Raw genomic sequence first — 15,484 nt, forward strand, 5'->3', positions numbered from 1 at the left:
CTACGCACGCAGCAATCCCGGTAGTGCCGGCCGCTGGCCGGCTCCCGACCCACCCGCACCACGCGATTGCCGGCCAGCGGCCGGCACTACCGAGTTCCGCTTATGCGTCACCGCCTTCCGCTTACGCCTCAGGTTCCCGCGGGGCGGTGGGGTCGCGCACCAAATGGATATCGGTCGGCGAGGACAACGCGATCCCGCCAGCGGCGAATTTCTGCAGCATCGTGAAGTAAAGATCACTGCGCACGCCATACACCGCGCGCGGGCCGGACACGTAGGCGAAGCTGTTGATCGCGATCTGCCCGTTGGCAATCGAATCGATGAACACCGACGGGGCCGGGTCGGACAGCACCGCCACGTGCTCGGCATAGCTGTCCAGCAGGATCTGCCGCACGGCAGCCACGTCGGTACTCAGCGGCAGCGAGAACTGGATCTGGATGCGGCCCTGCGCATTGCCCATCGTCATGTTGCGGATGGTCTTGGTGATCAGTTCGGAGTTGGGCACGATCAGCGTCGACTTGTCGCCCACCTGGATTTCGGTAGAGCGCACGCTGATGCGTTTGATGTCGCCTTCCTGGTCACCCAGCTTGACCCAGTCGCCGATCTTCACCGGCCGCTCGGCCAGCAGGATCAGGCCGGAGACGAAGTTCTGGGTGATCGCCTGCAGACCGAAGCCGATACCCACCGACAACGCGCTGACCACCAGCGCCAGCTTCTCAAAGCCGATGCCCAGGGCGGTCAGGCCCCACAGCACGGCGGTGATGATGCCGAGGTAGCGGGTGACGGTGCTGATCGAATTGCGCGCGCCGGCGTCCAGTTCGGTCTTGGGCAGGTAGGTCTCGGTGAGCCAGTTCTGGAAGGCCTGCATGACCGCCCACACCACCAGGAACGCCAGCACCGCGTAGAGCACGCTGCTGGGCTTGAGCGTGGTGGTGCCGATGGTCAACCCGTTGGACAGCGAATCCAGCCCGCCATAGAACGCATTGAGGTTGCCGAACGGCGCAGCCAGCGCCAGCACCGCCAGCACGATCACGCCGATGCGCAGCACCGCCGACAGCAGCACGCCGGCCTGTTCGACGCGCGCCTCGGTCAGCCCGGTGGTGAGCACGATGCTCTGCCCGACCCGGCTGGTGGGCGACAGTGCCCAGGTGGCCAGGTCGTCGGCGAATTTCAGCAGCAGCGAGGCGGCCAGCAGCACCACCGCGCCCCAGACCAGTTGCTGGGCCACGAACAGCGCGAAATTGAGATAGCCCAGCAGGGTGGCAATGACCGCTGCGGCCACCACCACATGCCCGGCCAGCCGCGCGATCACGATCCAGCCGCTGCGACGCGGCGGCGCCTTCGGTTTGGCGCCCGACTCGGCCTGCGCATCCAGCTTGGCCTGGGCTTCGTCGGTCTGGCGCCGATGCAGGCGCGCCAGCGACACCAGGATGGCGATGATCAACGCCATGTAGGTGATCGCGATCAGCCCGTCCACCGCCACCGTGGTGATGGCACTGGTGCGCGAGGCGCGGTTGATCTCCACCAGCAGGATACTCAGCCAGGTCAGGCCGGCCGCGCCCCAGGCGTACTTGCGCAGGCGCCACGCCGCCGTGTCATCCAGGGTCAGCAGGCGCCACGAGGGCCGACTGGGCACCAGCAGGCACGCGCTGAGCGCGGCGATGAACGCCGCCACGAAGGTGGCCACCTGGAAATGCTGCGCCAACTGCTCCAGCCGCGGCGGGATCGCCCCGATGGATTCCAGCGCGGCCACCAGCACCACGGCCGCGAAACCGGGCAGCAGTGTCCCGACCGCCAGCAGCCATACCGCCAGCCCGGACCGACGCAGGCGGCCGTCCGGCGCGCGCTCGGACGCGGCATAACGGCGCCCGGCCGCGCGCAGCCACAAGCGCAACGGGAAGAACATCAACAGCGCCACACCCAGCCCGGTCAGCGGCGCCGCCCAGCCATGCTCGGCGATCGCCTTGCGCGCGGTGCTTTCCCCCTGCCGATATAGCGACACCAGCCGCCCATAGTCGGCCGGCACATGGGTGGCGAACTGTTTCCACAAGGACGGCGACAGCGGCGAATTGACCTTGCGCGCCAGTTCTTCGCTGAACTGGCTGACGCGCATCTTCTCGATATCCGTGCCCAGCTGCCTGGCATCGCCAGCCAGCAGCTTGGCCCGCGCGATCGCCGAGGCGATGTCGCTGCGCTGCTGGTTCAGGGCCTTGCGCTGCAACGCGATGTCGCGTGCTTCGACGGTGCCTTCGGGCACAACGCCAAGCTGGGCAACGCGCGCGTCCATCTGGTCCAGCTGCGGCTGCAGCGCGTTGCGTGCGGCATCGGCGTCGCGCTGCACGGCCAGCGCACGGTCGGACAGGGTCTTGAGCGTGTCGCGGGTATCGGCATCGTCCAGCGAGGCCTGGATCTGCTTGAGGTCCTTGTCGGCCTGGGCCAGCTGGGCGATGGGATCGGCATCGGTGGCATCATCGGCCTGGGCCATGGCCAGCGGCGCCGTGCCCAGCCAGGCACACAACATCAGCCAGGCCAATGGCCGCCGCAACGATCGGAAAAGACGGGAAGACAAGCCGGTGCACCGCAAGGTTCGCGCGGACCACCGCGCCTGCGCGAACTATAAACCGCGCCCTGTTCACAGCGGGTAGAGGCCCCGCCGGGCCGCCGCCGTCAGTACTTCAGGCGCAGCTCTTTGACCTGTGGCTGCAGCTGGGTGTACCAGTCCTGGAACTCCTCTTCGCTGATTTCCTCCGGTGCATACACCGCCACCGGGTCCCACGCGTGGTCGGTGGGCAACGGCTGGCGCGGGCCGGCGCGCAGCGAGTAGGTCACGCCTTCATGGTCGACCACATCGTCGACCGCTTCCCGGTGCCCGCGCGAAAAACTGCTGTCGCTCTTGAGCAGGATCACCTGATACATCCGCACCTCCCATGCATGGAAAACCGGCGTTGTGCCGACCCACACCATAGCGCCGTCGCCCGTAGCAATGCATGACGCAATGGCAACGCAGCGTTCTCCACGGCGCATTCGCCCGGGCTTCACCCGGCCGTGGCAGCGGACCCGGCATCGTGGCGGCGACCTTCACAAGCTGCCTTCGATGAACACTCACGCCGACCTCAAGACCGTCCCTGACCTCAAGCTGCCGCGCTACCTCGGCACCTGGTACGAAATCGCCCGCCTGCCGATGAAGCATGAGCCGGAGGACTGCACCGATGTTTCGGCGCATTACAGCCTGAAGGAAAACGGTCACGTCGCCGTACTCAACCGTTGCCGGCTCGGCGACGAGATCGAGGAAGCCGAGGGCGAGGCCTGCCCGGTCGACAACGACAGCGCGCGGCTGGAAGTGAGCTTCCTGCCCAAGGGCCTGCGCTGGATCCCCTTCACCAAGGGCGACTACTGGGTGATCCAGGTCGCGCCCGATTACAGCGTGGCGCTGGTCGGCAGCCCGGACCGCAAGTTCCTGTGGTTGCTTGCGCGTACGCCTACGCTGGATACCACCACCCAGGAACATTACCTGGCCCAGGCGCGCCAGCAGGGTTTCGACCTCGCCCCGCTGATCCACACCCCGCACACCGGCCGACCGACGGCCTGAGCGCATGGATCTCAAGAGCGGGTACCCCTTCTGGGCGGTCCGTAACGGGCTGATGCACGCCTTCCCGCCGCTGGAGCAGGACCTGACGTGTGAGGTCCTGGTGGTGGGTGGCGGCATCAGCGGTGCGCTGATCGCCGATGAGCTGTGCGCGAACGGCCACGACGTGGCCGTGATCGAGCAGCGCGACGTCGGCTGGGGCAGCACTGCGGCCAGTACCGCACTGCTGCAGTACGAGATCGACACCCACATGGTCGACCTTGCCGAGCAGTACGGCGAGAAGGCGGCGGTGCTGGCCTACCAGGCCTGCGCCGATGCGATCCCGGCACTGCGCGAGGTGGCCGGTGCGTTCACCGGTGTCGACTGCCATCGCATGCAGAGCCTTTACTACGCCAGCAAGCGGCGCCACCACGCGGTGCTGCACGAGGAATACCTGCTGCGCAAAAAGCATGGCTTCGAGGTGCGCTGGCTGGAAAAGGACGCGGTGGGGCATGAGTTCGGTATCAACGCGCCCGGCGCCATCCTCAGTGCGTTGGCCGCGCGCGTGGACCCGTACCGGCTCGCCTACCGGCTGTTGATGCGGCTGCAGAAGCGCGGCTGCGGGGTGTACGACCGTACCGTGCTGGAGACGCTCACTCCCACCAGCCGCGGGGTCACCGCGCGCACCGCCGACGGCATGCAGATCCACTGCAGGCACGTGGTGATGGCCGCCGGTTACGCCAGCCAGCATTGGCTCAAGCCATCGGTGGCGCGCAACCGCAGCAGCTACGCCTTCATCACCGACCCGATCGACCCGGCGCTGCTCGGGCCGCTGGCCCAGACCATGGTCTGGGAGTCGGCACGGCCCTACCTGTATCTGCGTACTACCGGCGACCATCGGCTGCTGATCGGCGGGGAAGACGATGCCATCGACATCCCGGCCCGGCGCGATCGGCGTGTCCAGTCCAAGACCGGCACCCTGCTCAAGCAGGTGGCCAAGCTGTTCCCGCACCTGCCGCTGCAACCGGCGTTCTCCTGGGGCGGCACCTTCGCCGAGACCAAGGACGGGCTGCCGTTCTTCGGCGCGCACCCACAGTGGGGGCCGCGGGTCCTGTTCGCCATGGCTTACGGCGGCAACGGCATCACCTACTCGATGATCGGCGCCGGCCTGCTCCGCGCCCGGATCGAGCGCCGTCGGCACCCGCTGGCCGCGCTGTTCGGGTTCGGACGGCTGGAGTAAAGTTCCCGGGCAGCCGGTGCCATGACAGGCATCGTTCAAGCAGCCGGTGCTAGCGTCAGCGCTGTCGGCGGCCTGCCTGCTGCCCGCCCGTTCCGGAGCCCCACCATGATCCGCTCGCTATCGCTGCTGCTGTGCCTGCTTGCCCCCGGCGTCGTCCTGGCCCAGTCCGCGGCAGGAGCGACCGGCCCGCAGTCGGCCACCGACCTCAACCTGGCCGTGCCGTCCGCGCCGATGCAGTACCTGGGCGACGGCTCGCTGCGCGGCGACCCGCCCGGCACTTTCTACGGCGACAAGAGCGGCCGCCGCCTGAGCGATCCCGGCGCCGGCAATGGCATCGCCAACGTCACCGATGACAAGCTGCGGGTCAACGGCAGCGTCACCACCGGCATCGGCTATTCCAAGGAGGGCGGCAACTCGCATTACAACGCGGCCGAGTTGAACCTCAACAAAAACTACACCACCGATGAGGGCAAGACCCACAACATGAACCTCAACATCCGGGTCAGCGAAGGCAAGGGTCCCGGGTTCTATGGTCCCTACGGTGGATATGGCGGCTATGGCTACGGCCCGGGCCCGGGCTACTGGGATTACCCGCCGCGCGGCGGCTGGTAAGCGCCCGCGTCACGGGCATGCCGAAACGGCCGGGCAACCGGCCGTTTGCATATCCGCCACCGGCATGACGGGGACTCAGTCCCACCAGCCGTCGCGCTTGCTCGACAGCACCCGGCCGTCATGGCCGCTCATGCGCACGTCAACGCGCTGGTTGCGTGCGTTGCGGGCTTCCAGCTTCCAGGTGGCGCCATCGCGTTCGAACGACTCGATCCGGGTGAAACCGGCCTTGCCGGCCAGGTCCAGGATCTGCCCGGCGTCGAGCAGCGCGCGGCTGCCGCGCGGGTCGAAGATCTCGCCGGTGGCCGGGTCCACGATCACTTCTTCAAAGGTGCCATCGGCTCGGGTCACGTCCGCTTCCCACAGGCCGTCATCGCGCTCCAGTTCGTGCACCTGGGTGTAGCCGGCCGCACGCAGCTTGGCCTGCACATCGGCAGCGGTAAGTTCGGCGGCCATGGCCGGGGTGGACACCAGCGCGGTGGCCAGGGCGGCGGCGAGGATCAGCTTGTTCATCGGGGACTCCAGAAGGGCGCCGGTCGATTCCGGCACCGCCAGTCTGGCAAGCGCGCTTAAGCGGACCATGAGCCCGGCTGTTAGACAATGTTTAGACACGCCGCGTATACCGTTGCCATGACCCTGGCCACCTCCCTCTTGTTTCCCGTGCTGCTGGCGCTCGCCCCGCAGGACCCCGAGCGCGTCCTCGACGGTGGCAGCCACCAGCAGGACGCCGTGCGCCAAGCGGTCCGCCAGGGCCGGCTGGTGCCGTTGCAGCAGGTGGTGGCCGACGCGCTGCGCCGCTACCCGGGCAAGCTGGTGGAGGTGGAGCTGGACGACGGCAAGTACGAGATCGAGATCCTGGGCGCCAACGGCGTGGTGATGGAGCTGGATTACGATGCAGCCACCGGCCGCCTGCTGAAGATGGAAGAAGATTGATGCGGATCCTGCTTGCCGAAGACGATGCGCTGCTCGCCAGCCGCCTGCAGACCCTGCTGGAAGAGGCCGGCTATGTGGTGCTGCACTGCGCCGAAGGCCGCGCCGCCGAGGAACTGGGCCAGATCGAAGACGTCGCTGCGGCGGTGGTGGATCTGGGCCTGCCCGGGCTGGACGGGCTCAGCATCATCGAGCGCTGGCGCCAGGCCGGGCGCGGCTTTCCGGTGCTGGTGCTGACCGCCCGCGCACGCTGGCACGACAAGCTCGCCGGTTTCGATGCCGGCGCCGACGATTACCTCACCAAGCCCTTCCAGCCCGAAGAACTGCTGCTGCGCCTGCGCGCGTTGATCCGGCGCAGCGCCGGCCATGCCAGCCCCCGCCTGCAGTGCGGGCCGCTGCTGCTGGACGTCAACGCCGGCCGCCTGGAACTGGATGGCGAATTGCTGCACCTGAGCCCGCAGGAGTACCGCATCCTCAGCTACTTCATGCATCACCCGGACATCGTGATCAGCCGCTCGCGCCTGGGCGAACATGTCTACGAGGCCGGTTTCGATCCGGACTCCAACACGCTGGACGTGCTGATCGGCCGGATCCGCCGCAAACTCGGCAGCGACCTCATCCACACCCATCGCGGGCAGGGCTTCCGCCTGTCGGCGCAGCCATGAACACCGGCTCGCTGCGCACCCGCCTGCTGCTCGCCGGTGGCGTCGGGCTGGTGCTGGTCTCGGCACTGGCGACCTGGTGGCTGGGCGCGATGTACGAGCGCTCCGCACGTGCGGCGATGGACCAGCGTCTGGGCAATGAACTGATCGCGGTGCTGGCGCTGGCCGAAAGCGATGCGCAGGGCCGCCTGCAGCTGCGCCGGGAATTGTTCGACGAGCGCTACCAGCGCGTGTTCTCCGGCACGTACTGGCAAGTGCAGGACGCCCGCGGGCAGGCGCTGGGGCAATCGCGTTCGTTGTGGGATGAGACCTTGCCCGCCCCGGCGTCGCTGCGCACCGGACCCGCCCAGGCCTTCGACACCACCGGCCCGCTGCATATGCCGCTGCGTGCGCTGGCCCAGCAGGTGACGTTGCCGCGCGTGCCTACGCCGTTGCGGGTCGTAGTGGCCACCGACCGCAGCGACCTGGACGCCCAGGTCAGCGCGTTCCGCCAGCGCACCGCGCTCGGGTTGGCGGTGCTGATCGCATTGTGGTTCGCCGTGCTGGCCACCCAGGTGCATTATGGCCTGCGCCCGCTGGCCGAGCTGGGCCGCATCGCGGGCCAGGTCCGCAACGGCCAGGACGTGCGCTTCCCGCAGCGCGGCCTGGTCAAGGAAGTCGCGCCGCTGGCCGCGCAGCTCAACGACCTGCTCGACCATCACCAGCGCATGGTGGTGCGCGCGCGCCGCAGCGCCGAAGACCTGGCCCATGCGCTGAAGACACCGCTGACCGTACTGGTGACCGAGGCCGAAGGCGATGGCAGCGACTGGCGCCAGACCCTGCGCAGCGAAACCGCGCGCATGCAGCTCAGCATCGACCGCTACCTCGCCGCCGGCATCGGTGCCGACAGCCAACAGCGCACCGTGGTGGCGCCGGTGATCGATGCGCTGTGCACGCTGATGCAGCGCGTGCACAACGAGCGTGGCCTGGTGTTCGACCAGGACCCGGACGCGCATGGCCTGTTTGCCGGCGCCCGCGAAGACCTGGAGGAGATGCTGGGCAACCTGCTCGACAATGCCGGCAAGTGGGCCGCGCACCGCGTGGCGATCCGCCTGCGGCACATCGACAGCACGCTGCGGATCGAGGTGGTGGACGATGGCCCGGGGCTGCCCGAGGCGGACCTGCAGCGCGTGCTGGAACGCGGCGTGCGGCTGGACCAGCGCGCGGCCGGCAGTGGGCTGGGGTTGGCGATCGTGGCCGATATCGCCGAGAGCTACGGCGGCACGTTGGTGCTGGCCAATGCCGGTCCGGGTTTGAGGGCGACGTTGACGTTGCCGGCGGGATGACAAACGCCCGGTAGAGCCGACCGTTGGTCGGCTGGCACGCGCAGCGTGTGTGGTTTTTCGCCAACGGCAGCCGACCAACGGTCGGCTTTACGGGGAGCCAATGGCAGCCGACCGACGGTCGGCTCTACCGGGCGTGGTGCATCCACCAGCAATCGATCGCATCCAGCGCGATGTGGACCATCAACCCGATACCGAACAACCGTGTCTTCTTCGGCACGCACAGTCCCGCATACACGGCGATCGCCGGCGCGGTATGCAGCGGGTGGAACCCGATGCTGCAGCGGTTGGGGACATAGATCGGGTCGGCCAGCAGATGGTCCAGATCGATGATCCAGCCCAGCAGCAGCACCCCCCACGCCGACAGGAACCGCTTGCGCCAGAACAGCCATGCCAGCAGCGCCGGCACCGCCGCATGCAACACGAGATGGAAAATGGCCCGCGCGCTCATGCCAACGGCCAACGCCGAGGCACAACCGCCCGGTAGTGCCGAGCCATGCTCGGCACCGCACTGCACGCCACGCCCAACAAGACGTCGGGCCACAAGGGATGCCCCTCCTTCAAGCGGGCGGCCTCCGCGACACGGCAGGCAGCGTCGGCAACGGCACCCGCCGTCGCCTCCGTCACCTGCCCGCCCCTCACGCCAGCGGCTCGTCGGACAGGTAGGTGTACCCGGTCAACCCCGCTTCCAGCGCCTCGGACAACTCCTGCGCACGCGCCGGCGACAGATCGGCTGCCGCCACGCGCTCGGCGTAGCTGGCACGCAGATCGGCCAGGCTGTAACCCACGTAGTCGAGCATCACATCGGTGGTGTCACCGCGACGCTGCTGGGTGATGGCATAACCATCGGCACCGGCCAGCACTTCCACCGCGTCGGTATCGCCGAACAGGTTGTGGATGTCGCCCAGGATCTCCTGGTACGCACCCACCATGAAGAAACCAATGCGGTAGCTCTCGCCGTGGTTGAGCGCATGCAGCGGCAGCGAGCTGTCCAGGCTTTCGTTTTCGACATACGTCTTGACCATGCCGTCCGAATCGCAGGTCATGTCGGCGATGATGCCGCGACGCTCCGGCTGCTCGTTCAGCCGCTCGATCGGCACGATCGGGAACACCTGGTCGATCGCCCAGGCATCGGGGATCGATTCGAACACGCTGAAGTTGACGAAGTACTTGTCCACCAGCCGCTCGTTCAATTCATCCAGCGCCGGGCGATGGCTCTTCTCGTCGTAGCTCAGGCGCGCACGCACGGCATGGGCGATGGCGTAGAACAGATCGTCGATGCGCGCACGCTGCGGCAGGTCGATCTGGCCGAGCGCGTAGCTGGACAGGCCTTCGGCATGGAAATGCTGCGCTTCCTGGAACAGCTCCACCGCCGGGCGCTCGTCCAGCTCGGCATGGATCTCGCGCAGGTGGCGGATCGCCGCCGGCTCGTCGTCATGCTGGTCGGGCACGCGGCCTTCCTGCGCCTGCTCCACCTCGGACACGTTGGCGATCAGCACCGCGTGGTGGGCGGTCATCGCGCGGCCGCACTCGGTAACGATGCGTGGCGGGGTCAACCCGTGTTCTTCACAGGCGTTGGCCAGCGGCTGCACGATGTTGCTGGCGTAGGAGGCCAACCCGTAGTTGATCGAGCAGAAACTGCGCGAACGGGTGCCTTCGTAATCCACGCCCAGGCCACCGCCCACGTCGACGTGGGTGATCTTCGCGCCCAGCTGGGACAGCTCCACGAAGTAACGCGTGGCCTCGCGCATGCCGTTGGCGATGTCGCGTACGTTGGAGATCTGCGAGCCCATGTGGAAATGCAGCAGGCTCAGGCAGTCGGCGTACTCGGTGTCGCGCAGCGACTTCCACAGGTCCAGCAGCTGGCGCGGGGACAGGCCGAACTTGGCCTTGTCGCCGCCGCTGTTCTGCCACTTGCCCGCGCCCAGCGAGGCCAGGCGCATGCGCACGCCCAGGCCGGGCTTGACGTCCAGCGCCTTGGATTCTTCCAGCACCAGCTTCAGCTCGGAGGGCTTCTCGATGACGATGAAGGTCTGCAGGCCCAGCTTGCGGCCGATCAGGGCCAGGCGGATGTACTCGCGGTCCTTGTAACCATTGCAGACGATCAGCCCGCCCGGGCGCGACAGCGCAAGCACCGCCATCAGTTCGGGCTTGCTGCCCGCTTCCAGGCCGAAGCCTTCGCCGTGGTGGCTGGCCAGGGTGCCGGCCACGCCGCGATGCTGGTTGACCTTGATCGGGTACACGGCGGTGTAGCCGCCCGGATAGTCCCAGTCGGTCTGCGCCTGCGCGAACGCGGCCTGCAGCTTGCCCAGGCGCTGGCCCAGGATGTCCGGGAAGCGCACCAGCAGCGGCAGCTTGGCGCCGGCCGCGCGGGCGGCGTCGACGATCTTGGGCAAGGACACCACCGGGCCGTCCTGGCCAGTCGGTCTCACCACCATGTGTCCTGCCTGATCCACGTCGAAGTAGCCATCCGCCCAATGCGGAATCGAGTAGGTCTTGCGGGCTTGGTCGAGGGACCAATCGGTCATTTCAGTGGGCCTGGTTGGTAAAAAAGGGGGTGCATGATAACGCCTATGTGGCGACAGCTCCGTTATCATGCGCGCCCGCGCCCGTGCTCAGGCTTGAAACCTGAACGGGCCAACCCGTCCGGACGTGGCTTGCGCCACGCGGCACCGCCGCCAGCCCGGCTCCAACACCCTCCGAACAGGATTGCTATTCCATGACTGACAACAACAAGTGGTACATCGAGCATTTCGAGCGCACCGGCTCGGCCATCGGCTACCGCCTGAAGGGCAAGCTCGATGAAGTGCAGTCGCCGTTCCAGAAGATCGAGATCTTCGCGACCACCGATTGGGGCAACCTGATGACCATCGATGGCGCCATCATGCTGACCAGCAAGGACAACTTCTTCTATCACGAGATGATCAGCCACCCGGTGCTGTTCACCCACGCCGCGCCCAAGCGCGTGGTGATCATCGGTGGCGGCGACTGCGGCACCCTGCGCGAAGTGCTCAAGCACACCGGCGTGGAGAGCGTCACCCAGTGCGACATCGACGAGCAGGTCACCGTGATGGCCCGCAAGCACTTCCCGGAACTGTGCGAGTCCAACGACGACCCGCGCGCCGAGTTGATGTTCGACGACGGCGTGGCCTACATGGCCAACTGCCCGGCCGGCAGCGTGGACGTGGTGATCGTGGACTCCACCGACCCGGTCGGCCCCGGCGAAGGCCTGTTCAACAAGGCGTTCTACGAGAGCTGCTTCAAGGCGCTCAAGGACGACGGCATCCTGGTGCAGCAGTCCGAATCGCCGCTGATGCAGCTGGACCTCATCAACGAAATGCGCACCGAGATGGGCAAGGCCGGCTTCGGTGCGTTCAAGACCCTGCCGTTCCCGCAGCCGTGCTACCCGACCGGCTGGTGGAGCGTGACCCTGGCCCGCAAGGGCGAGAGCAGCTTCGACTTCCGCCAGGCCGATTCGGCCGCCAAGTCGTTCGATACCCTGTACTACACCGCCGCGCTGCACACCGGCGTGCTGGTGACCCCGCCGTTCGTGGCTTCAGCCCTGAAGGGCTGATCGGTCGATAGGGGAGGGGTAGAGCCGAGCCATGCTCGGCTGCCTCAAGCTCGGCAAGCCTGGGCCCGATGCATCGCGAGCGCCGCAGCCGAGCATGGCTCGGCGCTACCTTGCAGCCAAGAAAACCCGCGCTGGCAACAGCGCGGGTTTTCTTTGTTCCGGTAGTGCCGGCCGCTGGCCGGCAACCTCATGAAGCCATGCGCTCAAATCGCCCAGATGCCCGCGATCACCGCCACCACCAGACCCCACTTGATCACCTGATACGCCACCACGCTGCGCTCGCGCAGCGCCTTGGCCTTCAGCCGCACCTTGTAGACGCTGCCGAAGGCCTTGTTGACCCCACCGGTGGGATCACCCGGCAGGTTCGGCGAGGCGCCGCCGGCCAGCAGCGTGGAAGCCACCGCGCGGTTGAACAGGCTCGGCAGGCCGAAGCGCAGCGGGCGGGCGATGTCGCAGAACAGGATCACCCGATCGTCCGGGGTCTCGTTGTGCGCATGGTGGATGTAGGTCTCATCGAACATCATCCACTGGCCATCGCGCCAGCTCTTCCGGATGCCGTCCACTTCGATGTAGCAGGCATCATCGTTCGGCGTGGCAAGGCCCAGGTGCAGGCGCAGCGAACCGGCGAAGGGATCGCGGTGCGGGCGCAGCTCGCTGCCCGAGGGCAGCTGGGCGAACATCGCCGCGCGCACGTCCGGCAGCGATTCCAGCAACGCGGTGGTCTGCGGGCACAGCGCTTTGGCCGACGGGTGCGAGGGGCCGTACCACTTCAGGTAGAAGCGCTTCCAGCCACGGCGGAAGAACGAATTGAACCCGGCATCGTTGAACGTGCTGGACGCGGCGATCTTGTCCGCATCGCGCAGGGCCAGGGCTTCGTCGCGGATCATCTGCCAGTTCTGGCGCAGCGGCTCCAACTGCGGGAATTCCTTGCCCGGGTCCAGGAACGGCGTGGTCGGCACTTTGGAAAACGCGTACATGATCACGTTGATCGGAGCCATGAAGCTGGAGTGGTCCAGCAACTGGCGCGACCAGCGCGCGCGGACCTTGCCGCGGTAATGGATGTACAGCACGCAGGCGATGAACAGCACTGCCAGCACGATCTTGATCATCAGTCTTCCTCCGGCAGGGCCGGAACCGAAAAGGTGGGGGCGATGCACGGCAGGAACCGGCATCGATAAGGCGGCAGGGGGCGGGGACGTGCCGGAGTGGGGGGCGGCCGCCGATGGCGCAGATAACGGCATATGGTCGGCAGAGCCCGCCTCCCGGTCAAGCACGGACTGGGGGGTGGCCAGCGCGGCGTGGCTGAACCGAGCGCCTAGACTGTCCCGATGCACGGACCTGCCCACAACGATCCCTACCCTCCCCTCAGCCAGGCCTACCAAGCATTTTTCGATCCGGTCGCCGGTGCGGCAGCCCCTCGCGCGTGCCGCGTCGACAGCCCGTCCGGCGTGCTGCAGCTGGACCGCCATGGCCCCGCCGACGCCGCCCTGAGCGTGGTGCTGGTGCATGGCGCCGGCGGCTACGGACGGATGTTTGCGCCGCTGGCACAGCGGCTGGCGGTGGCCGGCTACGAAGTGTTGGCGCCGGACCTACCGGGCTACGGGCTGAGCCCGGCACGCTGGCCGCAGGTCGATTACGCGGCATGGAAGCACCGCCTGCTCGCACTGATCGAGGCCGAGCATGCACAGCGCGCCCGGCCATTCGTGCTGCTGGGCGCGAGCATCGGCGGCTATCTGGCCTACCTGGTGGCGGCCGAATCGCCCAGAGTGCACGGGCTGGTGGCCACCACCCTGGCCGACCCGCGCGATCCGGTCGTGCAGGCGGCGCTGGTGCGCCAGCCCTGGATGCGCCGCTTGCTGCCTGCCCTGCGTCCCCTGAGCCGGGTGACCCGCGGGCTGCGCATCCCCGTGCGCTGGTTCACGCACATGGACCGGATGTCGCGCAATCCCGCGCTATCGGCGCTGGTATGCCGCGATCGGCTGGGCGGTGGCAACCGGGTACCACTGGGCCTGCTGGCGTCTCTGTTCGACACCCCGCCGGCACGGGAACCAGAACAGTTCACGCGATGCCCGGTGTTGATGGTCCATCCCGCCCGCGACGCGTGGACACCCGTAGAGATCAGCGACCGTTTCTTCAACCGGCTGGCCGTCCCACGCGAGCGGGTGCTGTTGGCCGAATGCGGCCACTTCCCGATCGAGCAGCCCGGCCTGGACCAGTTGCGCGACGCACTCCTTCCGTTCCTCCAGCGCACTGCCCGGACCCCAGTCTGCCCAAGCGCCTGATTGAAAACAAAATTCTTTCAAACGATACAAGATTGTCCGCTTCGGCGTGACGAACTGTTCCACACCGGGCTACGACATTTCTCCGACAAACGCTGGATTGGTGTACCGGCGAGTACTAAAATTAACGAAATCTTAGTAATCACCCTTCAGCAGCACCGGTACGCCTGACGCATTGCGCCGACCGCCGGGTCGCACAGACCCTATGAACACTCTCGTTGCCTCGTGTGTCGATGACACCGCCCCCGCCGAGCTGCTCAAGCGCGGCGAACGCCTGCTTGAACCGGATGTCTATCGCACCTGCCTCAACGGCCAGCCGGCGGTGGTCAAGGACTACACCCGTTACCGCGGCACGCCGCTGTCGCCGCTCGCGCGCCTGCTGGTCCGCCGCGAGGCGCGCATCCTGCAACGCCTGAGCGGCTGGAAGCATGCCCCTGCCCTGCTGGGTACCGTCGGCGGCCTCGCCTTGGGCATGGAGTTCATTCCCGGCCAGACCCTGAGCGCGGCCCAGTCGGTGGGCGTGGAGGTCTTCGAACAGCTGCAGTACGCGCTCACCCGCCTGCATGCGGCCGGCATCACCCACAACGACCTGCACGGCACCAACGTCATGGTCAGCGGCGGGGTGCCGGTGTTGGTGGACTTCACCTCGGCCTGGCGCAGCCCGCGCTGGCTGCCGGTGCACCCGGTCTCGCGCCAGCTGCGCCGCAGCGACATGAAGAACCTGCTCAAGATGCGCCAGCGCCTGACCGGCGAGCGCCCCAGCGCGTCGGAGGCCGCGCAAGTGGCCGACCCGCGCTGGGTGGCGGCCGTGCGCGTGGGCTGGAAGCGCTTCTACCGCTGGTTCAAGGGCCACGCCTGAGCGTGGCCATCCGGCGCGCTTACAGCGCGTCGGCGTCCAGCTCACCGGTGCGGATGCGCACCACGCTGCCCAGGTCGTACACGAACACCTTGCCGTCGCCGATCTTGCCGGTGCCGGCGGCCTTGACGATGGCCTCCACTACTTCCTCGACCTGGCCGTCGGTGACCGCCACCTCGATCTTCACCTTGGGCAGGAAGTCGACCACGTACTCCGCGCCCCGATACAGCTCGGTGTGGCCCTTCTGCCGCCCAAAGCCCTTGACCTCGGTGACCGTGATCCCGGTGACGCCGCGCTCGGCCAGCGCTTCGCGCACGTCGTCGAGCTTGAACGGCTTGAGCACCGCCATGACCATCTTCATCTGCTTGGCTCCTGTAATCGCGCAGCGAGGATAACGCCTGTCGGCCGGTGAACGCGATGCACCCGCCCAGTGCCGGCAGCCGCGCCGGG

General features: G+C 67.5%; 16 protein-coding genes. 9 read left to right on the forward strand and 7 right to left on the reverse strand.

The features are described from left to right. Window positions 1-121: 121 nt before the first annotated feature. On the reverse strand, window positions 122-2,518 hold the full coding sequence (locus NR101_RS07910) for a DUF3772 domain-containing protein (protein WP_256774880.1): 2,397 nt from the start codon (window positions 2,516-2,518) through the stop codon (window positions 122-124). Between the two features lie 146 nt (window positions 2,519-2,664). Next, complete coding sequence (locus NR101_RS07915; protein WP_256774738.1) at window positions 2,665-2,913, reverse strand: hypothetical protein; 249 nt, start codon at window positions 2,911-2,913, stop codon at window positions 2,665-2,667. A 178-nt stretch (window positions 2,914-3,091) separates the two neighbouring features. Between NR101_RS07915 and NR101_RS07920 the strand changes: the two genes are divergently transcribed. The 3 genes from NR101_RS07920 to NR101_RS07930 all read left to right on the forward strand — a co-directional run bounded on the left by NR101_RS07920 (window position 3,092) and on the right by NR101_RS07930 (window position 5,414). Next, the gene (locus tag NR101_RS07920; protein WP_256774739.1) at window positions 3,092-3,586 is read left to right on the forward strand and encodes a lipocalin family protein; all 495 of its coding nucleotides are present in this window, start codon (window positions 3,092-3,094) and stop codon (window positions 3,584-3,586) included. A 4-nt stretch (window positions 3,587-3,590) separates the two neighbouring features. After that, the gene (locus NR101_RS07925) at window positions 3,591-4,802 is read left to right on the forward strand and encodes an FAD-dependent oxidoreductase (protein WP_256774740.1); all 1,212 of its coding nucleotides are present in this window, start codon (window positions 3,591-3,593) and stop codon (window positions 4,800-4,802) included. A gap of 105 nt (window positions 4,803-4,907) precedes the next feature. Continuing rightward, window positions 4,908-5,414, forward strand: a complete 507-nt coding sequence (locus NR101_RS07930; RefSeq protein ID WP_256774741.1) for a hypothetical protein — start codon at window positions 4,908-4,910, stop codon at window positions 5,412-5,414. A gap of 75 nt (window positions 5,415-5,489) precedes the next feature. Here the strand turns inward: NR101_RS07930 and NR101_RS07935 are convergent, their stop codons facing one another. After that, window positions 5,490-5,924 (reverse strand): PepSY domain-containing protein, encoded by a 435-nt coding sequence (locus NR101_RS07935; protein WP_256774742.1) that lies wholly within the window; start codon window positions 5,922-5,924, stop codon window positions 5,490-5,492. 87 nt (window positions 5,925-6,011) lie between these two features. Between NR101_RS07935 and NR101_RS07940 the strand changes: the two genes are divergently transcribed. Genes NR101_RS07940 through NR101_RS07950 form a run of 3 tightly spaced genes read left to right on the forward strand, consistent with a single transcriptional unit; the run spans window position 6,012 to window position 8,328 of the window. After that, complete coding sequence (locus NR101_RS07940; protein WP_256774743.1) at window positions 6,012-6,344, forward strand: PepSY domain-containing protein; 333 nt, start codon at window positions 6,012-6,014, stop codon at window positions 6,342-6,344. After that, the gene (locus NR101_RS07945) at window positions 6,344-7,006 is read left to right on the forward strand and encodes a response regulator transcription factor (RefSeq protein ID WP_256774744.1); all 663 of its coding nucleotides are present in this window, start codon (window positions 6,344-6,346) and stop codon (window positions 7,004-7,006) included. Before NR101_RS07940 ends, NR101_RS07945 begins: the two co-directional genes overlap by 1 nt. Next, window positions 7,003-8,328, forward strand: a complete 1,326-nt coding sequence (locus tag NR101_RS07950; protein WP_256774745.1) for a HAMP domain-containing sensor histidine kinase — start codon at window positions 7,003-7,005, stop codon at window positions 8,326-8,328. The genes NR101_RS07945 and NR101_RS07950 overlap by 4 nt, the downstream gene beginning before the upstream one ends. 124 nt (window positions 8,329-8,452) lie before the next feature. On the opposite strand, the gene NR101_RS07955 is transcribed toward NR101_RS07950, so the two are convergent. Continuing rightward, complete coding sequence (locus NR101_RS07955; protein ID WP_256774746.1) at window positions 8,453-8,776, reverse strand: DUF6122 family protein; 324 nt, start codon at window positions 8,774-8,776, stop codon at window positions 8,453-8,455. Window positions 8,777-8,963: 187 nt separating this feature from the next. Continuing rightward, window positions 8,964-10,853: an arginine decarboxylase gene (gene speA, locus NR101_RS07960; protein WP_256774747.1), complete on the reverse strand. Its 1,890-nt coding sequence runs from the start codon at window positions 10,851-10,853 to the stop codon at window positions 8,964-8,966. A 191-nt stretch (window positions 10,854-11,044) separates the two neighbouring features. Here speA and speE point away from each other — a divergent pair, with 191 nt between their 5' ends. Then, window positions 11,045-11,899 carry a polyamine aminopropyltransferase gene (speE, locus tag NR101_RS07965; RefSeq protein WP_256774748.1) on the forward strand — a complete coding sequence of 285 codons (855 nt, stop codon included), beginning with the start codon at window positions 11,045-11,047 and terminating at the stop codon, window positions 11,897-11,899. A 203-nt stretch (window positions 11,900-12,102) separates the two neighbouring features. Here speE and NR101_RS07970 read toward each other — a convergent pair whose 3' ends face one another. Then, entirely contained in the window at window positions 12,103-13,008 is a 906-nt protein-coding gene (locus NR101_RS07970; RefSeq protein WP_256774749.1) for an aspartyl/asparaginyl beta-hydroxylase domain-containing protein, read from the reverse strand. A 219-nt stretch (window positions 13,009-13,227) separates the two neighbouring features. On the opposite strand from NR101_RS07970, the gene NR101_RS07975 reads away from it, so the two are divergent. After that, entirely contained in the window at window positions 13,228-14,181 is a 954-nt protein-coding gene (locus NR101_RS07975; protein ID WP_256774750.1) for an alpha/beta hydrolase, read from the forward strand. Between the two features lie 202 nt (window positions 14,182-14,383). Beyond that, on the forward strand, window positions 14,384-15,037 hold the full coding sequence (locus NR101_RS07980) for an RIO1 family regulatory kinase/ATPase (RefSeq protein ID WP_256774751.1): 654 nt from the start codon (window positions 14,384-14,386) through the stop codon (window positions 15,035-15,037). Window positions 15,038-15,056: 19 nt separating this feature from the next. Here NR101_RS07980 and NR101_RS07985 read toward each other — a convergent pair whose 3' ends face one another. Then, a complete protein-coding gene (locus NR101_RS07985) occupies window positions 15,057-15,395 on the reverse strand; it encodes a P-II family nitrogen regulator (protein ID WP_038685739.1) in 339 nt (112 codons plus the stop codon). Window positions 15,396-15,484 lie beyond the last annotated feature (89 nt).

Origin of the sequence: Stenotrophomonas sp. Ste86, from assembly GCF_024519465.1 — a bacterium.
In the GTDB taxonomy this organism is placed as follows: Bacteria; Pseudomonadota; Gammaproteobacteria; order Xanthomonadales; family Xanthomonadaceae; genus Stenotrophomonas.